This is a genomic window from Gordonia sp. NPDC058843 (assembly GCF_042743165.1).
Lineage (GTDB): Bacteria > Actinomycetota > Actinomycetes > Mycobacteriales > Mycobacteriaceae > Gordonia.
In genome coordinates, this window is the sequence record NZ_JBHYNC010000025.1 from 24738 (window position 1) to 47190 (window position 22453).

23 protein-coding genes are annotated in these 22453 nt (G+C 67.7%); 9 read left to right on the top strand and 14 right to left on the bottom strand.

From position 1 onward, the window contains the following. Positions 1–64 precede the first annotated feature (64 nt). Entirely contained in the window at positions 65–673 is a 609-nt protein-coding gene (locus tag ACFW3F_RS16375) for a TetR/AcrR family transcriptional regulator (protein ID WP_388059133.1), read from the top strand. Here the strand turns inward: ACFW3F_RS16375 and ACFW3F_RS16380 are convergent. Together ACFW3F_RS16380 and ACFW3F_RS16385 are read right to left on the bottom strand one after the other, a co-directional pair. Next, positions 654–1892: an MFS transporter gene (locus tag ACFW3F_RS16380; protein ID WP_388059225.1), complete on the bottom strand. Its 1239-nt coding sequence runs from the start codon at positions 1890–1892 to the stop codon at positions 654–656. The two genes, ACFW3F_RS16375 and ACFW3F_RS16380, sit on opposite strands and share 20 nt — an antisense overlap. A gap of 89 nt (positions 1893–1981) precedes the next feature. Beyond that, on the bottom strand, positions 1982–2728 hold the full coding sequence (locus ACFW3F_RS16385; protein WP_388059135.1) for a TetR/AcrR family transcriptional regulator: 747 nt from the start codon (positions 2726–2728) through the stop codon (positions 1982–1984). Between the two features lie 95 nt (positions 2729–2823). Here ACFW3F_RS16385 and ACFW3F_RS16390 point away from each other — a divergent pair, with 95 nt between their 5' ends. Both ACFW3F_RS16390 and ACFW3F_RS16395 read left to right on the top strand, forming a co-directional pair. Next, entirely contained in the window at positions 2824–3810 is a 987-nt protein-coding gene (locus tag ACFW3F_RS16390; protein WP_388059137.1) for an ATP-binding cassette domain-containing protein, read from the top strand. Further along, positions 3807–4631 carry an ABC transporter permease gene (locus ACFW3F_RS16395; protein WP_388059139.1) on the top strand — a complete coding sequence of 275 codons (825 nt, stop codon included), beginning with the start codon at positions 3807–3809 and terminating at the stop codon, positions 4629–4631. The genes ACFW3F_RS16390 and ACFW3F_RS16395 overlap by 4 nt, the downstream gene beginning before the upstream one ends. An 18-nt stretch (positions 4632–4649) precedes the next feature. Here ACFW3F_RS16395 and ACFW3F_RS16400 read toward each other — a convergent pair whose 3' ends face one another. Then, positions 4650–5159: a carboxymuconolactone decarboxylase family protein gene (locus ACFW3F_RS16400; protein WP_388059141.1), complete on the bottom strand. Its 510-nt coding sequence runs from the start codon at positions 5157–5159 to the stop codon at positions 4650–4652. A gap of 149 nt (positions 5160–5308) precedes the next feature. On the opposite strand from ACFW3F_RS16400, the gene ACFW3F_RS16405 reads away from it, so the two are divergent. Continuing rightward, a complete protein-coding gene (locus ACFW3F_RS16405; protein WP_388059143.1) occupies positions 5309–7318 on the top strand; it encodes a DUF2339 domain-containing protein in 2010 nt (669 codons plus the stop codon). A gap of 42 nt (positions 7319–7360) precedes the next feature. Here ACFW3F_RS16405 and ACFW3F_RS16410 read toward each other — a convergent pair whose 3' ends face one another. After that, the gene (locus ACFW3F_RS16410) at positions 7361–8227 is read right to left on the bottom strand and encodes a formate/nitrite transporter family protein (protein ID WP_388059145.1); all 867 of its coding nucleotides are present in this window, start codon (positions 8225–8227) and stop codon (positions 7361–7363) included. 255 nt (positions 8228–8482) lie between these two features. Here ACFW3F_RS16410 and cynS point away from each other — a divergent pair, with 255 nt between their 5' ends. Continuing rightward, entirely contained in the window at positions 8483–8935 is a 453-nt protein-coding gene (gene cynS, locus ACFW3F_RS16415) for a cyanase (protein ID WP_388059147.1), read from the top strand. Here cynS and ACFW3F_RS16420 read toward each other — a convergent pair. Beyond that, a complete protein-coding gene (locus ACFW3F_RS16420; protein WP_388059149.1) occupies positions 8923–10503 on the bottom strand; it encodes a PucR family transcriptional regulator in 1581 nt (526 codons plus the stop codon). The two genes, cynS and ACFW3F_RS16420, sit on opposite strands and share 13 nt — an antisense overlap. Positions 10504–10591: 88 nt before the next feature. On the opposite strand from ACFW3F_RS16420, the gene ACFW3F_RS16425 reads away from it, so the two are divergent. Beyond that, positions 10592–11092 carry a nucleoside deaminase gene (locus ACFW3F_RS16425; RefSeq protein WP_388059227.1) on the top strand — a complete coding sequence of 167 codons (501 nt, stop codon included), beginning with the start codon at positions 10592–10594 and terminating at the stop codon, positions 11090–11092. Beyond that, the gene (locus ACFW3F_RS16430) at positions 11089–12060 is read left to right on the top strand and encodes an isopenicillin N synthase family dioxygenase (RefSeq protein ID WP_388059151.1); all 972 of its coding nucleotides are present in this window, start codon (positions 11089–11091) and stop codon (positions 12058–12060) included. The genes ACFW3F_RS16425 and ACFW3F_RS16430 overlap by 4 nt, the downstream gene beginning before the upstream one ends. 6 nt (positions 12061–12066) lie before the next feature. On the opposite strand, the gene ACFW3F_RS16435 is transcribed toward ACFW3F_RS16430, so the two are convergent. The 4 genes from ACFW3F_RS16435 to ACFW3F_RS16450 form a co-directional block, all read right to left on the bottom strand. Continuing rightward, positions 12067–12948: a sulfurtransferase gene (locus tag ACFW3F_RS16435; protein WP_388059153.1), complete on the bottom strand. Its 882-nt coding sequence runs from the start codon at positions 12946–12948 to the stop codon at positions 12067–12069. Positions 12949–13104: 156 nt separating this feature from the next. Further along, positions 13105–14082, bottom strand: a complete 978-nt coding sequence (locus ACFW3F_RS16440; protein ID WP_388059155.1) for an arabinofuranosidase — start codon at positions 14080–14082, stop codon at positions 13105–13107. A 392-nt stretch (positions 14083–14474) separates the two neighbouring features. Beyond that, entirely contained in the window at positions 14475–15026 is a 552-nt protein-coding gene (locus ACFW3F_RS16445; protein ID WP_388059157.1) for a putative immunity protein, read from the bottom strand. Between the two features lie 22 nt (positions 15027–15048). Continuing rightward, a complete protein-coding gene (locus ACFW3F_RS16450; RefSeq protein WP_388059159.1) occupies positions 15049–15687 on the bottom strand; it encodes a GNAT family N-acetyltransferase in 639 nt (212 codons plus the stop codon). A 144-nt stretch (positions 15688–15831) separates the two neighbouring features. On the opposite strand from ACFW3F_RS16450, the gene ACFW3F_RS16455 reads away from it, so the two are divergent. After that, positions 15832–17205 (top strand): trypsin-like peptidase domain-containing protein, encoded by a 1374-nt coding sequence (locus tag ACFW3F_RS16455; protein ID WP_388059161.1) that lies wholly within the window; start codon positions 15832–15834, stop codon positions 17203–17205. Here the strand turns inward: ACFW3F_RS16455 and ACFW3F_RS16460 are convergent. From ACFW3F_RS16460 to ACFW3F_RS16480, 5 genes are all read right to left on the bottom strand, one after another. Further along, the gene (locus ACFW3F_RS16460; protein ID WP_388059231.1) at positions 17193–17318 is read right to left on the bottom strand and encodes a hypothetical protein; all 126 of its coding nucleotides are present in this window, start codon (positions 17316–17318) and stop codon (positions 17193–17195) included. The genes ACFW3F_RS16455 and ACFW3F_RS16460 overlap by 13 nt on opposite strands. A 60-nt stretch (positions 17319–17378) precedes the next feature. After that, positions 17379–17870 (bottom strand): peptide-methionine (S)-S-oxide reductase, encoded by a 492-nt coding sequence (locus tag ACFW3F_RS16465; RefSeq protein ID WP_388059163.1) that lies wholly within the window; start codon positions 17868–17870, stop codon positions 17379–17381. Between the two features lie 6 nt (positions 17871–17876). Then, the gene (ychF, locus tag ACFW3F_RS16470; protein ID WP_388059165.1) at positions 17877–18956 is read right to left on the bottom strand and encodes a redox-regulated ATPase YchF; all 1080 of its coding nucleotides are present in this window, start codon (positions 18954–18956) and stop codon (positions 17877–17879) included. A 57-nt stretch (positions 18957–19013) separates the two neighbouring features. Next, positions 19014–20312: an AI-2E family transporter gene (locus ACFW3F_RS16475; protein WP_388059167.1), complete on the bottom strand. Its 1299-nt coding sequence runs from the start codon at positions 20310–20312 to the stop codon at positions 19014–19016. A gap of 83 nt (positions 20313–20395) precedes the next feature. Continuing rightward, entirely contained in the window at positions 20396–20731 is a 336-nt protein-coding gene (locus ACFW3F_RS16480) for a hypothetical protein (protein ID WP_388059169.1), read from the bottom strand. A gap of 119 nt (positions 20732–20850) precedes the next feature. On the opposite strand from ACFW3F_RS16480, the gene ACFW3F_RS16485 reads away from it, so the two are divergent. After that, entirely contained in the window at positions 20851–22419 is a 1569-nt protein-coding gene (locus ACFW3F_RS16485) for a DNA-3-methyladenine glycosylase 2 family protein (protein ID WP_388059171.1), read from the top strand. Positions 22420–22453 lie beyond the last annotated feature (34 nt).

Consider the following 22453-nt stretch of genomic DNA (forward strand, 5'->3'; position numbering starts at 1 on the left):
ACCTTTGGATACGGGTGTGACCAGATACTCGTCCGAACAGGACACGGCCGTCTATGGTGAGACGATGTCCCTACCGACCCGATGGGCGGGCGTACCGCTCGCGGATCGGCGCGCAGAGCGCAGATCCAACCTGATCGCGGCCGCCTTCGACATCTTCGGGGGTGTCGGAGCCGAGTCCGAGCTGTCGGTTCGCTCCGTCTGCCGATACTGCGGCTTCAACACCCGGTACTTCTACGAGAGCTTCACCGACACCGACGAGCTGCTCGGCGCCGTCTACGACGCCGCCGCCGCCGAGCTCGGCACGGTGGTCGAGGTGGCGATGAGCGAGGCCGACGCCTCGGTGCGATCACGCACCCGCGCGGGAATCCGCGCGGTTCTCGGTCACGCGTCCTCGGATCCGCGTCGCGGCCGCGTGCTGTTCACCGCCGGGGTGACCAATCCCGTTCTCGCCCAACGCCGCGCCGCCACCCAGGGCGTGCTCCGCGACCTGGCGTTCGCCGAGGCCGACGCCCGGGACACGGACCCTCTCACCAGCCGGGTACGAGCCGCGATCTTCACCGGTGCGATGGCCGAGCTGGTCCAACAATTCCTGGCCGGCAGCCTGGGCGATGATCTCGACCGGGTCGTCGACGAGGCGATGGCCACACTGCTCCCTACTCGAGTGGCTTCATGAGTCCGCGATCGAGAGCACGGATCATGATGAGACAGCCGAGCCCGGACAGGATCAGGCCGGTCGCGAAGATCGCCGGGAACCCGAACAGATCGCCCACGATCCCCGCGGCGAACCCGGCAGCACCCTGCACCCCGACCACAGCGCAGGCGAACAAGGTGTAGTCGCTGCCTTCGTAACCCTTCTGGCACGCATCCATCATCAGCGTGAACACCGCGACGGTGGCCGCCCCGCCCAGGATGTGCTCGGCGAGACTGGCCGTCACCACGAGCCAGAAGCCGCCGACCCCCAGCGACGCGACCAGGTACAGCGCGAGACTGAGCGTCTGGGTGACACCGCCGACGAGCAGTGCATGCCGCCGTCCGTAGGTGTAGGCGAGCCACCCGCCGAGCGCGGCTCCGCCGAGAGCACCGGCCGACGACAGCGCCCCTTCGACGAGTGCGATCTGGCCGAGCGTGAGGCCGACGTCGGACATGAACGGACCGACGAGCGCCGACGCCATCGAGTTGCCGAACTTGAACGCGCCGACGACGAGGATGAACGTGATCACGCCGGGGCGTCGGAGCCGGGACGACCAGCCCGTCAGCAACAACACCGGCGCCGCGGGTTTCGGCGGTGTCGGGGGTGCCTCGCCGGGGCGCGGCGCGGTGTCGCGAGCGAGGAACCACACCCCGACGGTGGAGGCGAACAGCAGCACCGACATCACGACGAAGAGGGCACGCCAGCCGGCGAGAGAGAACAGCCAGAGAAGCCCACCACCGCCGACGATCATGCCGATTCGGTAGGCGCCCACCTGGATTCCGTTGCCCAGACCGCGCTGACGCGGCTCGAGCATCGATACGGCGAGACCGTCGGTCGCGATGTCCTGGGTCGCCGACAGCAGATTGATGACCGCGATGCCCACGAGCAACCAGACCAGGGTCCCGGACAGGTCGAGGGATGCGAGTACGAGCGCGACGACGGCCGAGGACAACTGGAGCGTCAGCAGCCATCTGCGCCGCGTGCCGTAGGCGTCGACGTAGGGCGCCCACAGGAATTTCAGGCCCCACGGCGCGAACAGCAGTCCGTACACACTGATCTTGGTCAGTGAGTAACCCTCTTCGCGGAGGATGACGGGGATGGCCTGACTGAAGAACCCGTAGGGCAGACCCTGCGCGAAGTAGAGCACCGTGAGCAACACCAGGGTGCCGACAGCAAGCCGGCCGGAGCGCGGAGTCGACATGGATCGCGGAGTCGACATGGATGCCATCATGCCGCACGCGGCGCCGGCGAGTCGGCCCAGATCCGTTCGCGCTCGGTGCGTCCCCGACCTCAGGAAGATCGGGCGACGTGCGCGGCGATGCCGTCCAGGATGAGCTGCAGTCCGAAGTCCTCGTCGACCGGTTGAGAACGCGGGGAACCCAGAGCCGCGACCGTGCACGGGAACCGGGCGGGATCGGCGAGGTTCGTCAGAATCTGCTCGAAGTACGACGCCCCGGCGTGGTCGTCACCGCTCTCATTCTCACCGTCATGGTCGTCACCATCGTCTCGGTGTTCGATGCTGCGACGATGCTCGATCTCCACCCGACTGGCCGACAACGCGTACTGCGCAAGCAGTCCGACGATCTCGAACCGGTCGTCGCCGGGCAGGTCGAAGTCGTCGAGGATCTCGAAGGCCGCCTCGATCCAGGCCATGCGATTCGGTCCGGGAACCGCACTGGTGAGGGGAAGGTCGAGGTACCAGGGGCGCTCCACGATGCCGTCGATCTGCGCGCGGGTCCACGCCACCAGGTCGTCTCGCCAACGCCCGGTGCGGGGCGGGAGGGTCAGGGCACCGGTCGCGGTGTCGAGCATCAGGATCAGCAACTGATTCTTGCCCGACACATGGCGATACAGCGCCATCGACGAACACCCGAGCGCATCGCCGATTCGCGCCATCGAGACCGCGTCGAGGCCCTCGGCGTCGGCGATACCGATGGCGGCGTCGACGATGCGGTCGAGACTGAGCGCCGGTTTCGGACCGCGACGGCCCTCCCGTGCGCCCGTCCACAGTCGTTTCAGCGTGTCCTCGGAACTCACGGCACCCTCATCTCCTCTTGCCGATGCACGAAACTGCGTCTAGTGTACGCAGTTACTGCAATAAACAGTTTCTCTCGTACACAGATCGGATTGCCATGACGACCAGCACCCACACCTCCGCTCCTCCCGTCGAAGCCGTCGGCCTCGTCAAGTCGCTGGGCAGCGGGGACAGCCGAGTGCCCGTGCTCTGTGGACTCGACCTCGAGGTCGGCGCCGGCGAGGTCGTCGCCCTCCTCGGCCCCAACGGGGCAGGCAAGACCACCACGGTCCGCATCCTGTCCACACTCACCCGACCCGACGGCGGGACCGCGCGCGTCGGCGGTTTCGATGTCGCCACGCAGGGCCGTCGGGTGCGCGAGATCATCAGTCTCACAGGGCAATATGCTGCCGTCGACGACAAGCTCACCGGTCGCGAGAACCTCACGATGATGGGGCGTCTGGCCCACCATCGCCGGCGGGCCGTCGATGACCGGGTCGACGAACTGCTGATCGCGTTCGATCTCAGCGATGCAGCCGACCGGTTGGTGGCGACCTACTCCGGGGGCATGCGCCGGCGCCTCGATCTCGCTGCCGGGCTGCTCGATCGGCCGGTGGTGCTCTTCCTCGACGAGCCGACCACCGGCCTGGACCCGCGGAGTCGTCAGATGCTGTGGCAGGTCATCGACGATGTGGTCGCCCAGGGAACCGCGGTGTTGCTGACCACGCAATACCTCGAGGAAGCAGACCGCCTGGCCGACCGCGTGGCCCTCATCAGCGGCGGCCGGATCGGGACCTCGGGCACGCCGGACGACCTGAAACGCCGCGTCGGCGAGGCCGCACTCGAGTTCGTCGTGCCGACCGCAGCCGAAGCGGCGGCGCTCGCCCGCGACCTGAACGGCTTCGGGCCCTCGGTCCAGGCGACCACCGTTCGCATCCCGACCGACCGCTCGTTGTCCCATACGCGCGCGGTCCTCGATGCCGTGGAACACTCCACGGTCACCGTCGACGCCTGGGAATTACGTTCTCCCACACTGGACGACGTGTTCCTGGCCTCGACCGGCCGGCCGGCGGTCCCGGTGACCGGCAAGGAGGTCGCGGCATGAGCGTCGACGCCCCGCCGGTCCACGACGCGTCGTCGAGGCGGCTTCGCCACCTCCGGATCGACGCGACCACGATGTTCTCGCGGTCGGTGCGCATGATGAGCCGCGATCCCGACGAGTTGCTCCTCGCCCTCATCCTGCCGATCGCCATCATGCTGATGTTCGTCTACGTGTTCGGCGGCGCCATGTCCGTGGGTACCGACTACATCACCTATGCGACCCCCGGAGTCATCCTGCTGTGCGCGGGTTACGGCGCGTCCAACACCGCACTGGCGGTGGCCACCGACATGAACGGCGGCATCATCGACCGCTTCCGGTCGATGCCCATCGTCGGTGTGACCGTGGTGTTCGGACATGTCGCGGCCAGTCTGGTGAAGAACTCCGTGTCCACCGCGGTCGTCCTGATCGTCGCGGTGGCCATCGGTTTCCGGCCCTCGGCATCGCCTGCCGAGTGGCTCGCTGCTGCCGGGATCGTCCTCGCCTATGTTCTGGCGATCACCTGCCTGGCCGCATTCATCGGGGTGTCGGTACGAACACCCGCCGCGGCAGGCAGTTTCGGCTTCGTCATGCTCTTCCTGCCCTATGTGTCGAGCGCATTCGTGCCACCGGAGACGATGCCGACGTGGCTGCGCGGCTTCGCCGAGACGCAGCCGGTCACCCCGGTCATCGAATCGATACGGGCCCTGCTCGTCGGTGTGGGCACCGGCGGGTCACCGGTGCACGACCTGGGGTCGCAGTCTGCAACCGGACTCGCGTGGTGCGGGGCGATCACGCTGGTGTCACTCGCCGCGGCCGGCTGGGTCTTCGCCCGGAAAGGACGGTGAGTCGACGACGGCGACCGGTCAGCCGTTCGCGCTTCGCGTGAACGGAGCCGCCGACTTCCGGGGCGATGCGCCGGGCCGTGGGCGGTATCCGCTCACGATGGACATCCGGTTGAACGCGTTGATGGTCACTGCCGCCCAGATCAGCACCGCGGTCTGCTCCGTGTCGAGGATGTCGGTCGCCCGGTCGTAGGCGAGATCGGCGGCGTCGTGCGCGGGTAGCTCGGTGACCAGTTCGGCGATCTCCAGTGCGGCCTGTTCGACATCGTCGAAGAGGTCGGGCGCGTCGCGCCACCCGGCGATGACGTCGATCTGCTGCGTCGACAGACCCGCGGAACGGCCCAGTTGTGCGTGGAGATCCATGCAATAGGCACAGCCGTTGATCTGCGAGCACCGCAGATTCACCAGCTCGACGAGTGACCGACTCAGCCCGATCGACTCGGCGGCCGCGGCGACCTCGGTCGACACCGCGATCAGCTTCCGATAGACCTGCGGCGTGGTCTTGTCGATTCGCACCCGTTGCGCAGGCATGGGCACAACAGTAACCGTCGGCTGTGGTCCGTCGGCGCAGCCCGGCGTCACCTCGATGCAGTGGACACACGCACCGTCGCACGAACTCCCCACGCCTTCTGGGTAGGACTACTCATCCACGCGCGGACGTGAGCGGTCATCGTCGAACCATGACCTCATCCAGCAGCACGTTCGGCGGCGATCCGGGTACCGCCACGCTCGCCCGGATCTCGACCGAATTCGACGCCATCGCCCGTCAGATGTCCACAGTCTCAGCCGAGTTCGCAGAACTCCGGCGCATCGTCGCCGGGCCGACGGTGACGTCGGCTCCGCCACAGGCTGCCAGTCCCCCACTCGTCCCCCCGTCCCGACCCTGGCTGCCGACGGCGCCGCCGTTCGCGCAGCCCCACCGAACCACCGCTCCCCCGATGCCGCCGGGCCCCGCCGTACCGCCGATGCCCCGTCCGACGAACGCGCCGTCGTACCGTCCGCCCGCATCGCCGGTCGTCCCGCCGGTCACCCCGCCTCCTCGTCCGCCCCGACCGTCGATGTCCGAACGCATCGGCGCGGCGGCCGAGCGCGGATTGATCGGCAAGATCCTCGCCACCGCCGGCGTCGGCGTCACACTCATCGGCGTCGCACTGCTCCTCGTCCTGGCCGCGCAAGCGGGAGTCCTCCGACCGGAGTTCCGTGTCGCCGGCGGCGCGGTCCTCGCCGCGGCACTCGTCGCCGGTGGAATGTGGCTGCGCGGCCGGGCCGATGGCCGGATCGGTGCCATCGCCCTGACCGCCACCGGCATCGCGGCCGGCTACCTCGACGTCCTGGCCGCGACCAAGATCTACGAGTGGCTACCGATCGTCCCGGGCCTCGGCGTCGCCGGACTCGTCGCGGCAGGTGGTCTGGTGCTGGCCCATCGGTGGCGCAGCGAACATCTGGGGCTCCTGGTCGTGGTGCCGCTGATCGTCCTCGCGCCGGTCCTCACGGGCGGACTGGACACCACCTTGATCGCATTCATGGTGGTGCTCTGCGCCGCGTCGGCGTGGGTGCAGCTCGGCCGTGACTGGATCTGGCTGCATGCCGTCCGCCTGGCGGCGCCCACGATCCCACTCACCCTGGTCGGCCTGTTCGGACTCGTCGGCTGGAGCGCGCCCGGGAGCGCCGATCCGGTCTTCGCGACAGCCGTCGCCGTGGTGGTCGTCCTGGGTGTTGCCGGCGCACTGGTCACGATGCCCACCACGGAGTTCCGCGAAGCGATGGCGGGCCTCGCGAGCGCGACCACCGTCCCGGCGCTCTTCGCCGGTACGGCGATGCACCTACCGGGTGCGGTCATCCTGCAGATCTCCATCGCCCTCGCTCTGATCGGCACGGTGCTGGTCGGCTCGGGACTCATGGGTTCGGGGCTCATGGGTTCGGGTGCCGCCGCGCGTCTCATGCCCGATTCCGTCGCCCAGATCTGGTCCGCCACCGCACTTCTCCTGCTGTTCGTCGCAGTTCTCGTGTCTTTCGACGGCGCCGTCGCGGTCGCCGTACTGCTGGGGCTGGCCACGGTGACCGGTCTCGTCGCCCGGACGTGGTCGACGACCTCGCGTGTCCTCCTCGCCGGCAGCTCGGTCATCTGGGCGATCGGTTTCGCCGCCCTGCTCGACGCGGCGCCGCCGTTCGTGCTCGCCGACGCCGACCTGATCGGACGCGACGCAAACCTCGGAATCGTTGTCGCAAGCCTGTTCGCGGCATCCGGAGCACTCGTCCTGGCAACGGGCTGGGCGCGCATCACCGACGAGACTGTCTCGCGCGCCGCCCACATCGCCGCCGGACTGGTGGTCGTGTACACGCTCACCGCGATCAGCGTGACGGCCGGCGTTCTGGTCGGCGGGTCCGACGGATTCCTGGCCGGGCACGTCCTGGCGACCACCTGCTGGATGGCTCTCGCCGGGGCAGCACTCGCCTTCGCCCGGCGTCGCAACGGCGCGGCACGCACCGCCGCGGTCACCGGGGGCTTGGTCCTCGTCGCCGCCGCGATCGCCAAACTGTTCCTCTTCGACCTCGCCACCCTCGACGGGATCTTCCGCGTCATCGTGTTCATCGTGACCGGCCTCATCCTGCTCGGACTGGGCGCCTGGTACGCCCGCGCCCTGCAGGACGACGGTCCGGCGCAGCCGGGTTCCGCGACAGCCGTCTGATCGCATCGCCTCGGATGACCCCAGCGATCCGAGGTCGGTCAGCTAGGTGGTCGTGCGGACCGGCGCGGCCACGTCGACCTCGGTCGTCGCGTCGTGGGCAGGCGGTCGACGGTCCGGGGCGGTCCGCACGTGCGTCAGGTACAGCGTCAGACCGACGAAGGTGAGACCGCCGACGAGATTGCCGATGACCGTGGGGATCTCGTTCCAGACGAGGTAGTCGGCGATCGAGAAATCACCGCCCAGCATGAGTCCCGACGGGAAGAGGAACATGTTGACGATCGAGTGCTCGAAACCCATGTAGAAGAACACCATGACGGGCATCCACATACCGATCACCTTGCCGGGCAGTGACGTCGACATCATGGCCGCGACGACGCCGGTGGACACCATCCAGTTGCACAGCACACCGCGGATGAACAGCGTCAGCATGCCGGCCGCCCCGTGCTCGGCATAACCGACGGTGCGGCTGTGACCGATCTCGCCGAGCTGCTGCCCCACCTCGTCGGGTGCGACGCTGAACCCGTAGGTCAGGATGACCGCCATCATCACCGCGACCAGGAACGCGCCGAGAAAGTTCCCGAGGAACACCAGACCCCAGTTGCGCAGCATCGACCGGACCGTCACACCTCGGCGCTTGTCGAGCAGCGCCAGCGGCACCAGCGTGAACACGCCGGTGAGCAGGTCGAATCCCATCAGGTACAGCAGAATGAAGCCGACCGGGAACAACACTGCCCCGAGCAGCGGTTCGCCGGTTCGCACGGTGACCGTCACCGCGAACGCCGCGGCCAGAGCCAGGATCGCGCCGGCCATGAACGCCCTGATCAGGGTGTCGCGGGTGGACATGAACGCCTTGGACTCGCCGGCGTCGACCATCTTCACCGCGAATTCGGACGGTTTCACATAGGACATGTGGTTCTCCTCGAACTCCTCAGTTGTTGCGCCCCATGGAACCGAGGTCACATGTCCGTTCGGTGTCATCGACGAGTCCCCCTGTTACACCGCCCTCACTCTCGCCTCGCCACCCTGTGAAGTTCTCGTGTCGTCACCGGCACCCTCTGCGCATGTCGATCGTGTGAACACTGCCGAATGTCACTGCCTCGACTTGGCATCGCGCCCGACGATCGGCAATGTGGGTGTGGTCCAACACTATCGATGGAGATGACGATGACCACCCCGATCATGCCGAAAATCGATGCCGCAGAACTGATCAACGCCGCGCGGATACGCCAGGGACTCACGTGGACGGCGATCGCGGAGAAGATCGACGCCCCGCTTGTCTGGACTGTCGCAGCACTGTTGGGCAAACATCCGGTCCCGGCCGCGAAAGCCACCGCCGTGGTGGAACTGCTGGGTCTCGGTGAGGGTGTGGCGGAGAGTCTGCGGCAGCAGCCCACACGGACACCCGACGATGCGGCGGCGAGCGATCCCACCATCTACCGCTTCCACGAGGCGATCGACGTCTATGGACCCGCGCTAAAAGAGCTCATCCACGAGGAGTTCGGCGACGGCATCATGAGCGCCATCAACTTCAAGATCGGTTTCGAACGACGGTCGGACCCCAACGGCGACCGGGTGGTCGTCACCTTCGACGGCAAGTTCCTCGACTACAACTGGTGATGCTCGCTCGTCACCGAGTGCAACGCGAGCATCATCGACGCGTAGACCGACGACTCGGTGGGGTCGAAACCGAGGAGCGTCCGGATACGCTCCAGCCGCTGGTAGAGACTCTGCCGACCGATGTGCAGCGCCGCGGCCGACCGCGTCGCACTGCAGCCATGGGTCAGATGCACCGTCAGGGTCCGGACGAGATCCGACGACGAGCGTTCATCGTGCGACACCAGTGGTTCCACAAGGAACCGGAGCTCGGCGCGGATAGCGGGGTCGAACGCCCGGACGGCGTCGTCGGCGAGAAGTTCGCGAGAGGTGAACACCCGGCGATCTGTCCCGAGGCGCACTGCGGTGGAAGCTGCTGGTCCGAGTTGCCGCCCGCATCGGCGTAGTGATTCGGTGAGAACCGCCGCGACATCCGAGGTGGGTCCGAGATGGTCGAGGGAACAGGGCCTTCCGACCACGACCGTCGTACGTCCGAGTCGGTTGCCCCGCTGTACCAGCGCAGACACCACTTGGTCGACCGGATCCGCGCCGCCCTCGACGGCGCCGGCCGGCACCGCGGCGAGCGCATAGACCGTGGCGTCGACGATGCTGTGCGCCACCGACTCCAGCGCCGCCCCGGCGACCGCGGCGTCGGCCATCCGCGGGTCGGGAGCCTCGGCGGCCAGCGGGACCACAACCGTGTGTCCGGCCAGGGACACCCCCGCAGCGGCCAGACGCGTGCGCAGATCCGCGGGCCGCATCGGCCTGCCGTCCACGAGATCCTCGACGAGCCGCGCGGCCAGCGCCGATCCCCGGACACCGGTACGGGCCAGGCCGACCCCCACGGGAGCGGCAGCCGCACGCAGCAAGCTCTCGACGAACGGGATCGGGTGGGCGTCGGCACGCTCCCCCACTATCAACCTGGCCATCGGACGTCCCTTGCTGAGGACCACGGCCTCGGACACGGCTCGATCGACGACCCGCCATGCCGCCGAATCGTCGTCGACCCCGTGCGCCGACAGCAGGGCGCCGGACGTGGACACGAGAACGACTGGAGCACCGAGGATCTGGGCGACACGACCAATCATGGGCGCGACGCCCGCCCCGGCCGCCAGGTCGTCGTGGAGTGCGTCCACGAGCGTCGCGCGGACGCGCAATTCGTCGACCTCGCGTGCGGCGATAGCGGTGTTGACCGCGCGGCACACATCGATGAAGGGGACGACCGCGCGCAGTTCGATGATCGGCAGCCGCGCTGCCGATCCCGCCCGCACCATCTCTTCGGGCACGTCCTCGAAGGTGCGGCCGACCTCGACCGCGAGGGCCGCGACCCCTCGCTGCGCAAGGTCGTGGACGTAGTGTTTGCGTGTGCCCGCGTCGAGTCCGCGCAGGCCGAGACCCGTCGTCAGCAACAGTTCGCCGCCGGTGAGCAACGGCCCGATCTCATAGATCTCGCTCGAGTGCACCCACCGCACCGGCGCGTCGAGGCTCTCGCGGCCACTCAGGACGCGCGGCTCGGCCGCCGCCAGCTGATTGTCGAGGATCTCCCGCAGTGTCGGCGAGGTGGATTTCGCCGCTTGTCGACTGCCCGTCATGCTCGAGACACTATGCACCGTTCACGCGGACCGCAGCACGACGATCTGTCAGTTGCAGCCGCTGTCGCCACGCGGCACTCTCGAGACCATGACGCTCTCGCTCCCCGACCGCGCCGGGCTGGACCTCTCCGGGATGCTCGACGTCGCCTACCGGCAGGCCCGCAGCGGCCTCGACGAAGGCGGCATCCCGATCGGTGCGGCCCTCTTCGCTGCCGACGGCACCGTGCTCGGTGCGGGCCACAATCGGCGCGTGCAGGCCGACGACCCGTCAGCACACGGTGAGACGGATGCGTTCCGCGCTGCGGGACGGCAACGGGACTATGCCTCGACGATCATGGTGACGACATTGTCGCCGTGCTGGTACTGCTCGGGTCTCGTCCGTCAGTTCGGTATCGGTACGGTCGTCATCGGCGAGCACACCTCGTTCTACGGCGGAGAGGACTGGTTGCGCGACAACGGGGTCGAGGTCATCGTGCTCGATGACGAACGATGCACCGAGATGATGGCGTCGTACATCGCGGCGAACCCGGCCGTCTGGAACGAGGACATCGGAATCCCCCCGGCCGACGCGACGGAGACCAAGCCATGACCGGCAGCCCGGTCCTCACCGTCGACCTCGGCGAGTGGCGCTCCGGAGGATCTGCCGCACAACGGGTCTGCGCCGCCGTCGACGAGTCACTGCAGCAGGCCGGATTCCTACTCGTCACCGGGCACGGGCTCGATCCGGAGTTGCCGCGATCCTTGCGCGCGGCAGCTCGGCGTTTCTTCGCCCTCCCCTCCGACGTCAAGGGGCGCTACGCCGCCGGTGTCGGCGGGCGCGGCTGGATCGGGCCGGGTAAAGAGGCCAACGGATTCGCCGAGGGCACCGAGACCCCACCGGATCTGAAGGAGTCGTTCACCTCCGGTGCGCAGACGCCGGTGGGAATACCCGAGATCGACGGATACTGGTTCGCCCCGGACGTCTGGCCGACGGAGACACCCGAACTCCGGGAGCTGTTCACCGCGTGGACTTCTCAGATGAGGCGACTGTCCGACGACCTGCTCGCACTGATGGCCGCCGCACTCGGCCTCGTCGGCCCGGACAACCCGTTCCGGGACCTCGCGTCGAACCCGACCTGGTCGTCGAACATCAACCACTACCCACCGCTGCACGACGTCGGACATCCCGAGCCCGGCCAGTTCCGCATCGGACCGCACACCGACTTCGGCACCGTCACCATTGTCGACCGCGAACCGGGCGCCGGTGGATTACAGGTCTACAGTGAACATTCCGGCTGGGCGGATGCACCCTGGAACCCAGAGGCACTGACCGTGAACATCGGCGACATCCTCGAATACTGGTCGGCCGGGCGCTGGCCCGCGGGCCGACACCGCGTCCTCCCACCACAATCCGACGCGCCCGCCGAAGACCTCGTCTCGCTGATCTACTTCTACGAGCTCGACCATGACGCGCTCGTCTGCCCGGTCGCTCCGCCCGTGGGGCGTCGCGCCGGGCTCGAACCGGTGGTGTCCGGGGACTTCATCAGGCAGCGTCTGGACGCCATCACCGTCGGTTGATCTCCGTCAGCGAGGTTCGGATCCGGTGACCAGCGGGAGCGACGGGTCGTTGGCCCAGGCGGTCATCGATCCGTCGTACACCGCGACGTCGTCGCGACCGACAAGCGCGAGCGCGTGTGCGATTCCGGTGGCCGCGATGCCACCGCCGCAATAGGTGACGACCTTGGCGTCGGCGGCCAGCAACCCGGCCGCCTCGAACTCACGACGCAACTCGTCGATCGGCCGGAGGTCGCCGGTCTCGGCGTCACGGATCGAGAACACCGGTAGGTTCACCGACCCGGGAATGTGACCCTGCCGCGCGTACGTGGTGGTTTCACCACGATAGGTCGCCTCGTCGAGAACGTTCACCAACAGAGTCGACGGATCATCCAGCGCCGCGGCGACATCGACGGTCGATCGGAGGAGCTCGGGACGACGCGTCGCACTGAAGGCACGCGGGGTGACGGTCGACTCGGCATCGGTCACCGGGGCGCCGGCAGCCTTCCAGGCCGGCAGTCCGCCGTCGAGCACGGTCACGGCGTCGAATCCTTCGAGGCGCAGGTGCCACCACAATCGGGTGGCCCAGAACCCCTCGAGCTGGTCGTAGACCACCACGGTGGCCCCGTCGCCGATACCCAATGCGGAAGCGGCCGAGGCGAACTGCTCCGACGACGGAACCGTCCAGGGTTCGGGGCTGGCGGCATCGGCGAAATCGGTCAGCAGGTCGGCGAACACCGCGCCCGGGATGTGTTCCGCGCGATAGGACTCCGCGCCCGACTCCGGGACGTAGGGCCCCTCCTTCGGGATCGGGAGGTGGGTGGTCGCGTCGACGATGACCACGGACGGGTCATCCAGACGTTCCCGCAACCAGGTGACATCGACCAGGGCGGGCAGGACAGGTGTACTCATCAGGACCTCTCGAGAAACGGGCAAAACACCCCCGACTTCACCGAGAGTAGGTGGCCGCCGAAGCCTCGGCACGGTGCCGAATCTCACCGAGCACGACGGTTGACGCCCCAACGCTCGCGATGAGATATCTGCCCACGCCGGGCCGTGGCCTCACGGTCAGGCTCGTTCGCGCATGACCCCGACGTGACGGACCGTCCCGGAGATGCCGGGGATCTGTTTCACCGGCGACCAGGTACGCATCCCATCGGTGCTGTCGGAGTAGAGGTACCGGTTGTTCCGATAGGCGTCGAGGTACATGCGCCAGGCACCGTTCGGCAACTGGATGACGGCCGGACCCTCGACAAGGAGTCCCCAATTGCCCGGCGGCACGAAGCGGTAAGGCCCGTACAACGACGTCGCGACCCCGTGCTGGATGAACTTCTTCGTCTCGTTCTTGGTGAACGCGTGATAGGTCGGACCGACCTTGACGACCGTGGTGTCGATGTGATCGGCACCGATGCTCAGCACCGGGATGGGCGGACTCCACATTCGCAGCCCGGGATCGAGCGCCGTCATCACATACGGAACGAAGCCGCCACCGGTCGACATCGACAGGATCACGTTGACCCGACCGCCCTCGACGAACCACTCCGGAGCCCAGGCCTTGGTCGTGAACGGCGACAAGGACGGACCGTCGCTCGATCCCGCCGACCCGGAGGAACCGGGCCCGCTCGACGACCCGAGTCCCCTGCCGTCGCCGGTGCCCGGTAAGAACGCGCAGCACAGCGGCACCGGCCAGTTGTACAAGAAGTTCCAGTTGACGCGGTCACGGCTGCGGGCGAACCCGATGCTCGCCCCGTCGGCGGTCGTGTACGTCACGTAGTACCAACCGTCGGTGTGCCGGAAGATGCTCGCATCGCGCACATAACCCGTCGGCGGCCGATAGGCGGACTTGCGCACCATGGTGTATTCGAGTCCGTCGGTTGACTCGTACACATCCATGTCGCGCGCACTCGAATTGCTGAAGGCGACCATCGTGTACCGCCAGCCCGTGGGGGCGGCGCTGCTGCTCGCCTGCGTCGGTACGAGCAATCCGGCCACTGCGAGCAGCACCACGATCGCCGGCGAGAGGACGGTTCGTCTGGAAAGAGTCACCGATGCAGTATCGACGACGACCAGCGCGCGATGTGCAACTTTCACCGGGAACGTCGCCGCGTGTCCCGGGCGCCGCCGGCCGCACGGGGTGACACAGCGAATCCGTGCGGCCGGCGGAGATCACGGGGTCCGCGAGACCCCTACGCGCTAGCTGCCGTTGGCGTACAGCGCCAGGAGCGGACCGATGAAAGCGAACAACATGGTGAGACCGAGTTCAGACGAGGACACTGGAGACCTTTCGACATGTGACAACTCCGAAGGCCGGTGAATCGGATTGCACTCATCGGCCAGGCACACCCTCCCATGACGCGATTCGTTTGTCACGCGAATGAGCGACAAAATCCGTTCCCGCACAGAGCTTTTGAGTGACACCGAGCGGCCATTCGTCTCAGTCAGGCGTCCCACTCGAAGCGTGGACTCGTCCCACGCAACCGGTTGTCGAGATCGGCCATCAGCACAGCGACGCGCGAGGCCCCGCCACTGGGTTGCGGATACCGGCTCAGCACCTCGACCAGTTCCGGCGGCGTCCGTTTGCACACGGTCTCGGTCATCGCGTTCCCGACCGCGGGGTCGCCGCCGCTCTCGAGTTCGGCGATGTAGGCCCAGTTGGCCGGGGCCCGCAGAATGTGTCCCACCTGATGTGCTTTCGCGATCGGATGCAGATATGCGGCCGCCGCGGCGTCGCCCGCGGCTTGCGCGGCCAGTCGCGCGGCCTCCGACGGCGCGGTCTTCGCGGCACGGTGCGCGGCGAAGGCCGCTGTCCGCTGAAGCGCAGATCTGCGTGCCCCGCCGGTGAATTGCCGGGCCGCCTCGATGGCCGCGCGAGGGCGCGCGTCGTCGGGTCGAACGCGCTCGAAAACCGGTAGCACTTCTTCAGCCCAACCGGTGGCATACCGCACGACGACCCGCAGGTCGTCATCGGTCAGTTCGAAGTCCGCTGCCACGCGGGGAACGGTAGCAGCGGTCTCAACCGGTCGTTGACAACCCGTCGCCACCCGGCTCGCGGAGCATCGAGTGCACGACGAGCCCCGCGTCCACCGGAGTCGTTGCGGTGACCATGAATCCGGCTCGCTCATAGATCTGCACGTTACGATCGTCCGAGGTCTCGAGCGCGACTCGCGCACCCGGTGGGTCCGTCTCGTCGACGACGCCCAACCCGGCACGGACCAGCGCGCTTCCCAAACCCTTTCCCTGGCTGTCCGGGTGGACGCCGAGCGTCGCCAGGCTCCAGGTGCCCTCCGGAGGCGCAGGGGTGTGAGCACCGGCGACCGCGGCCAGTCGGTCGCCGTGCAATCGTGCCACCGCTTCGTGGAACTGTTCGTCGGGCTCCGGCGCATCCGGGGGCAGCAGCGCGATCACACCAGACAGATCCTGGGTGGCCAGCACGATGCCGTGATCGAAGGCGTACCCCAGGTACATCCGTTGAAGTCGTTGCAGCCGATCCCGGTACCCATCGGCAGGGATGGACCATCGTGTCCAGGGATAGGCGTCAAAAGCGGCGGTGAGAGTGCGAGCCGCATCGTCGAGATCTGCGACGGTTACGTGGTCGATGAAAATGGCACTGCCCTCAGGAGTTGCGTCGGTGCCGGGTGATCGGCGGATCACCCTACCGTGGGAACCCATTCGGTGGACAACAGGTTTTTCGCGCGCGAACAACACCGCGGAATCCATTGTCCGCAGGTCAGAAACACCTGAGAGTCCGCGTCGAGCTTGTCAGGAAATCCGCAGGTTATCTGTAGCCCTGTTCACATGAGGCGCGGGCATCGTGGTGCCGTGAACACGCCTCAGACCCCCATGCCCCAGAACCCCGAGCCACAGACCCCCGACGACCACGATCCGATCACCGAACCCTTTGTGCCGCCCCGCGGTCCTGCGCAGCCGCCCGGGCCCTGGATGATGAACCAGCAGGCCCCGCCGCCGCACGCACCGATGTCGCAACCACCGATGCCGCGACCACGCGCCGGGGTGACCAAGCCGATCATCGTCACCGCACTCCTCGCCGGACTTCTCGGCGGCGCGGTGGGCATCGGCGGCAGTGCACTGCTCGGGCACGACGCCGCATCGGTCCCGGTGCTCAGCTCGCAGCCGGCCGCGGCGGCCAATGCCGCTGATGCGCAACCCGGTTCGGTGACCTACGCCGCGAGCGTGGCGTCGAAGTCGACGGCGGACATCAAGGTGCAGACCGCGAACGGCACGGCCGTGGGCAGCGGCATCGTCCTGTCCCCGGACGGGTACGTCCTGACCAACCATCACGTCGTCGCCGGTGCGGGCGCCGGGAGCACGATCGTCGTCACCACCGGCGACGGACACCAGCACAACGCCACCGTCACCGGCAATGCGCCGTCTTACGACCTGGCGGTGATCAAGCTCGAGGGCGCGTCGGGACTGACCCCGGCGACGCTCGGCGATTCCGACGCGCTCAAGGTGGGCCAGCAGGTGGTGGCCGTCGGTAGCCCGGACAGCCTGTCCAACACGGTGACCTCCGGGATCGTCAGCGCACTGTCGCGCACGGTGACCGCCGGGGACGAGAGCGGTTCGTCACTCACCGTGTACAACGGCCTCCAGACCGACACGCCCATCAACCCGGGCAATTCCGGTGGGCCACTGGTGAATCTGCAGGGGCAGGTGATCGCGGTCAACTCGGCGGTCGACACCGGTCAGGCAGCGACGGGCGGACCGCAGTCCTTCGGGCTGGGCTTCGCGATCCCGATCAACACCGCCAAACGCATCGCGAATCAGCTGCTGCAGGACGGCAAGGCCACCAAACCTGTTCTGGGTGTGTCGGGTTCGCTGTCGGCCGGCGACCGGACCGAGGGCGCGACGGTCTCATCGGTGCAGCGTGGCGGTCCCGCCGCGGCTGCGGGAATCCGGCAGGGCGATGTGATCACCAAGATCGGGGACACCGCCGTCGCCGACTACGCCGATCTCATGGCGCAGATCCTCACCCACAAGCCCGGCGAGACGGTGCCGGTGACCGTCGGTTCGGGTTCGGATACGCGCACGGTCGAGGTGAAGCTCGGCAGTGCCGTCGACGAGCAGGAGACGACGGTGCCGGAGTCCGGCAGCGGATCGGGTGGCTCCCCGTTGCCGTTCGGCGGCAACCCCTTCGGTCAGAACCCGTGACCCGGGTGGATGTACTCGAAGAGTTCGAGGCGCCCGTGCCCGTCCGGGGTCTGCAGCATGGCGGTCACGCTGGTGGGCGCGCTTGCCGAATACGACCGACCGGCGAACCTCATCTCGACCGATGGACTTCGATCGAGGTCTGGCTGTCGAGTTGAGGTCTGTCGGTCGCTTCGTCAGGCGCGGTACTTCGCCACTAATTCCTGCGGAAGGTGACACGCACTCTCGGGAATACATGCGAGCCGATCCTGGTGCTCGTCGGCGCTGCGCACATAGTTGGTCAGCGGTTGCACCTCGACGGCGATGCGATCCGCGTCTACCCGCGCGCCGAGGAAGGCTCGCGCCCGGTCGAGGTGCTCAGGGTCCTCGGAGTACACGCCGGTGCGGTACTTCTCGCCGACATCGGGGCCCTGCCTGTTCACGCTGTACGGGTCGATGATCTCGAACAGATATGTCATCAGCTGCTCGACGCTCACCACGGTCGGATCGAACCGGGTCCGGACACACTCGGCGTACCCGTCGTAGTCACCGCCGAGGGACTGGCTCGTTCCGTTCGCCCGGCCTGCCTCGGTGAACGTCACCCCCGGCAGCGTCGCGACGAAGGCCTGCACTCCCCACAGGCAGCCACCCGCGAGGTAGAGCTCCTCGTTCGACGCGACGGAAGTCATCGCTCGTCAGACGTTGAATCGGAACTCGACCACGTCGCCGTCCTTCATGACGTAGTCCTTGCCCTCCATGCGCACCTTGCCTGCCGACTTGGCCGCAGCCATCGATCCGGCGGCGTCGAGGTCGTCGAAGGACACGATCTCGGCCTTGATGAAGCCCTTTTCGAAGTCGGTGTGGATGACACCGGCTGCCTTGGGCGCGGTGTCGCCCTGGTGGATGGTCCAGGCGCGGGATTCCTTGGGGCCGGCCGTGAGGTAGGTCTGTAGTCCGAGGGTGTGAAAACCGGCGCGCGCCAACGACGTCAGGCCCGGCTCGTCCTGTCCGATGGAGTCGAGCAGTTCCTGGGCGTCCTCCTCGTCGAGTTCGAGGAGTTCACTTTCGACCTTGGCGTCGAGGAAGACCGCGTCCGCGGGTGCGACGGCGGCGCGCAACTCGGCCTTGCGGGCGTCGTCGGTCAGGACTCCCTCGTCGGAGTTGAAGACGTAGAGGAACGGCTTCGCGGTCATCAGGTGCAGCTCGCGTACCGATGACAGGTCGAACGAATCCTGCTGCGAGAACAGGGTTTTACCGGTGTCGAGGATCTCCTGCGCCGTCTTCGCGGCGGCAAGCGTCTCGGCCAGGTCCTTGTTCTTACGCGCGTCTTTCTCCAGACGCGGGATGGCCTTTTCCAGGGTCTGCATGTCGGCCAGGATCAGCTCGGTCTCGATGACTTCGATGTCGGCGAAGGGGTCGACACGACCGTCGACGTGGACGACGTCGCCGTCGTCGAAGACTCGCACGACCTGGCAGATGGCGTCGGCTTCGCGGATGTTGGCCAGGAACTGGTTGCCCATCCCCTCACCCTCCGACGCGCCCTTGACGATGCCGGCGATGTCGACGAAGGACACCGTGGCGGGCAGAATCCGCTCGCTGCCGAAGATCTCGGCGAGGCGGCCGAGCCGGCTGTCGGGTAGTTCGACCACGCCGACGTTCGGCTCGATGGTGGCGAACGGGTAGTTCGCCGCGAGGACGTCGTTACGGGTCAGGGCATTGAACAGGGTCGACTTACCGACGTTGGGCAGGCCGACGATTCCCAGGGTGAGACTCACGGGCGCCCAGTCTATCGGCAGGCAAGGCGGAGACCGTCGGGGCGTCGGCCCGGCGGGTCAGTCGCGGTCCAGCAGCCCCTTCACCGGGTTCTTCCGCTCCTCCGGTGGATCCTTGTCCGGGACACCTACCTGCGACGTCACCGGGGTGTTCGGCGGCGGCAGCGATTCCCCGGCGCGCTCGGCGATCTGCTCGTTCAGGTAGCGCAGGACCACGGCCAGGGAGGCCACCGCGGGCACCGCGAGGAACGCGCCCGTGATGCCGAAGAGGGTGCCGCCGAGCGTGACCGACAGAAGCACGATCACCGCGTGCAGGTCCATCGACTTGGCCTGCAGCCACGGCTGCAACACGTTCCCCTCGAGTTGCTGCACCGCGAGGATGATGCCGAGAACGATGAGCGCGGTGGTCAGTCCGTTGGACACCAGGGCGATCAACACCGCCAACGCACCGGCGACGAACGCACCGACGATGGGGATGAAGCCACCCAGGAAGGTGATGACCACCAGCACCCCGGCCAGCGGTACTCCCAGGATGAACAGACCCAGACCGATGAGTGCGGCGTCGACGAAGCTGACGATCGCCTGTGTCCGGATGAAGCCACCCAGGCTGTTCCACATGCGGGTCAGCACCTCGCCGAGGTGGTTGCCCGACGGGCGGCCGACAGTGCGGTCGAGCCACGGCACGAACTTCGGGCCGTCCTTGAGGAAGAAGAACACCAGCACGAGGGAGGTGAACATCGTGATGAGAAGTGAGGTGGCCGTCCCGACGCCGCTGAACACACCTGCCGCGATGACCGACGCGCTCGACTGCAGGCGACCGGTGATCGTGTCGACCATGTTGTCGAGTTGCTTGTCGTCGACATTGAGAGGCGGCCCCTGCACCCAGTCCTGCAGGTGCCGGACGCCGTCGGTCGCGCGACTCGCGAGTTCTGGGGCCTGGTCGACGACCGACGGCACGATCAGGCCGATCACACCGCCGAGCACACCGAGCCCGATCAGCATCATCAGCAACGACGCGGCAGCGGCCGGTATCCCGTGGTTGCGCATCCACCGCACCGGCGGCCACAGGATGGTGCACGCGATGATCGCCAGCAAGATGGGCAGCAAGATCACCCAGAACTTCGCCAGCAACCAGAACAGCACCCAGAGGGCAGCGGCCACGAGCACGATCTGGAGGCCTACCGTCGCGCAGGAGCGCAAGCCGGCCATCATCACCTGCGCGCGCGTCGGATACGTCTTCTCGCCGCCGCCGAGCACCGCGTCGCCGCCTAGGACGGCGTCGGCACCGATCGTGCTGGTGTCTTGTCTCGCGTCGGCGGACGTGGTGTCCGCGCGCTGATCGTCCGGGCTGTCGGTCACCTGAGGATCCTCACACATCGGCGTGACAATGCGACATCGACGGGGCGACGGTCGTACGAACAGGTGATCCGTACGCGGCGGGATCAGCGGCGGCGGAGCTTCCGTCCGAGGTAACGCACCAGTGAGTTGATCGCCTCCAGTTCGGCGTCGACCTGGTTGAAGACCGCCGGGGTGTCCTCGCGACCGTCCGGTCCCGCGCCCGGTCGCGCCGTGATCGGGACGGCAGCAGGGGGTGCGTGCCCGGCGACCAGCGCTCCCGGCGAGGCCTCGACACCGAGCTCGGACTCCTCGGCGCAGGCACGCCGGATCGTCTCCGGGCCGTAGAGGCCCATCATCATCTCCAGACCCCACGCGGGGAGTCCGGCGAGGGGAAGGTCGTCGTGCCGACTTCTGCGGCGGCCATCGAACCGGGTGGTCATGGCGCCATGGTGCCACATGGATGTAACCCAGATCACACTTTTCGCCCGCTCGGTGGGACGGCTGCCGCGATGTCCGATTCCCGCCAGACCGGATGGCCGCCGGGTGACACAGTGGACGGGTGACCACAGGCACCGCAACAGAACCCGACACCGGGGGTTTCGCGCCGGACTTCGACCGGTGTTACCGCGCAGTGCAGGCCCGTGATGCCCGCTTCGACGGACAGTTCTTCGTGACGGTCCGCACGACCGGCATCTACTGCCGCCCGTCGTGCCCGGCACAGACGCCCCGACCCGCCAACGTCGCGTTCGTCCTCACCGCCGCGGCCGCCCAGCAGCAGGGCTTCCGCGCCTGCCGGCGGTGCGCTCCCGATGCCGTACCCGGCTCCCCGCTGTGGAACATCAACGCCGACATGTCGGCTCGAGCGATGCGGCTCATCGCCGACGGGGTGGTCGAACGCGAAGGAGTCGACGGGCTCGCCGCGCGCCTGCGGTACTCACCCCGACATCTCACCCGCGTGCTGACCCGACACCTGGGTGCGGGGCCACTCGCGCTCGCCCGAGCCCATCGAGCCACCAACGCCCGAGTGCTCATCCAGTGCACGACGATGCCGATGACCGACATCGCTTTCGCCGCCGGGTTCGCGAGCGTGCGCCAGTTCAACGACACCGTCCGCGCGGTCTACGGGCTCAACCCGACAGAGCTCCGACGCCTGCCCACCCGGAGGGCGAACTCGATCGGCACCGATTCGGCTCCGGGAAGCGTCACCCTGCGACTGCCCTTCCGCGCACCGTATCGGTGGCCGTGGATGCGGTGGTTCCTGGACGCACACGCCGCGGCAGGGGTCGAATCCGTCGTCGACGCCCCGGACAGTCCCTACGGCTGGCGTTACCGTCGGATTCTCGCGCTGCCGCACCGCACGGCCTCGGTGGAGGTGGAGCCGCGGGACGATCACGCTCTCGTCGCGCTCCGCGGACTCGACATGCGCGATCTGGGCGTCGCGGTCAACCGGATTCGCCGCATGCTCGACCTCGACGCCGACATCACCGCCGCGCAGGACGCGCTGGCCGGGGACGACACGATGCGGCGACTCGTGAACCGAGCTCCCGGACTTCGCGCGCCGGGCAGTCTCGACCCGGCCGAGACGATCATCCGCACCATGCTCGGTCAGCAGGTCAGCCTCGCCGCCGCCCGCAACCAGATCGACCGGCTCGTCGACGTCCTCGGTGAACCAGTCGGCGAATCGTTCCCCGTGTCGTCGGACGGAACCCCGACCGAGGGGGCCGGGTCGGCCGGCGAGCCCGCGTCGAGATCCTTTCCGACGCCCGACGTAATCGCCGCTCGCGGGCATGAGGTCCTGCGCGGCCCGAGACGTCGCATCGACGCCGTGATCGGGGTCGCCGAAGCACTCGCCGAAGGTCGGGTGGAACCGCACGTAGGGGTCGATGCGTCTGATCTTCGTGCCCAGCTTCTGGAGTTGCCCGGCATCGGCCCCTGGACCGCCGACATCGTCACGATGCGAGTCACCGGCGATCCCGACGTCCTGCTCACGAATGACCTCGTCGTCGTCCGAGCAGCCGCCGACCTCGGTGTCGATCTGCGGGACACACAGCACTGGGCACCGTGGCGCTCGTACGCGACCATGCACCTGTGGCGACACCGACTCGACGCCGCCGGACAGATCGTGTGACGAGCTGACATCCGACGACCGTCAACCCCGTACC

What these genes read in the sequence shown, in the direction of transcription:
- ACFW3F_RS16480 (WP_388059169.1), bottom strand. Translation starts at nt 20,731, where the DNA reads ATGACCACCCGGTTCGATGGCCGCCGCAGAAGTCGGCACGACGACCTT.
- ACFW3F_RS16390 (WP_388059137.1), top strand. Translation starts at nt 2,824, where the DNA reads ATGACGACCAGCACCCACACCTCCGCTCCTCCCGTCGAAGCCGTCGGC.
- ACFW3F_RS16430 (WP_388059151.1), top strand. Translation starts at nt 11,089, where the DNA reads ATGACCGGCAGCCCGGTCCTCACCGTCGACCTCGGCGAGTGGCGCTCC.
- ACFW3F_RS16435 (WP_388059153.1), bottom strand. Translation starts at nt 12,948, where the DNA reads ATGAGTACACCTGTCCTGCCCGCCCTGGTCGATGTCACCTGGTTGCGG.
- cynS (WP_388059147.1), top strand. Translation starts at nt 8,483, where the DNA reads ATGACCACCCCGATCATGCCGAAAATCGATGCCGCAGAACTGATCAAC.
- ACFW3F_RS16455 (WP_388059161.1), top strand. Translation starts at nt 15,832, where the DNA reads ATGAGGCGCGGGCATCGTGGTGCCGTGAACACGCCTCAGACCCCCATG.
- ACFW3F_RS16460 (WP_388059231.1), bottom strand. Translation starts at nt 17,318, where the DNA reads ATGAGGTTCGCCGGTCGGTCGTATTCGGCAAGCGCGCCCACCAGCGTG.
- ACFW3F_RS16425 (WP_388059227.1), top strand. Translation starts at nt 10,592, where the DNA reads ATGACGCTCTCGCTCCCCGACCGCGCCGGGCTGGACCTCTCCGGGATG.
- ACFW3F_RS16395 (WP_388059139.1), top strand. Translation starts at nt 3,807, where the DNA reads ATGAGCGTCGACGCCCCGCCGGTCCACGACGCGTCGTCGAGGCGGCTT.
- ACFW3F_RS16405 (WP_388059143.1), top strand. Translation starts at nt 5,309, where the DNA reads ATGACCTCATCCAGCAGCACGTTCGGCGGCGATCCGGGTACCGCCACG.
- ACFW3F_RS16465 (WP_388059163.1), bottom strand. Translation starts at nt 17,870, where the DNA reads ATGACTTCCGTCGCGTCGAACGAGGAGCTCTACCTCGCGGGTGGCTGC.
- ACFW3F_RS16410 (WP_388059145.1), bottom strand. Translation starts at nt 8,227, where the DNA reads ATGTCCTATGTGAAACCGTCCGAATTCGCGGTGAAGATGGTCGACGCC.
- ACFW3F_RS16400 (WP_388059141.1), bottom strand. Translation starts at nt 5,159, where the DNA reads ATGCCTGCGCAACGGGTGCGAATCGACAAGACCACGCCGCAGGTCTAT.
- ACFW3F_RS16420 (WP_388059149.1), bottom strand. Translation starts at nt 10,503, where the DNA reads ATGACGGGCAGTCGACAAGCGGCGAAATCCACCTCGCCGACACTGCGG.
- ACFW3F_RS16375 (WP_388059133.1), top strand. Translation starts at nt 65, where the DNA reads ATGTCCCTACCGACCCGATGGGCGGGCGTACCGCTCGCGGATCGGCGC.
- ACFW3F_RS16380 (WP_388059225.1), bottom strand. Translation starts at nt 1,892, where the DNA reads ATGTCGACTCCGCGCTCCGGCCGGCTTGCTGTCGGCACCCTGGTGTTG.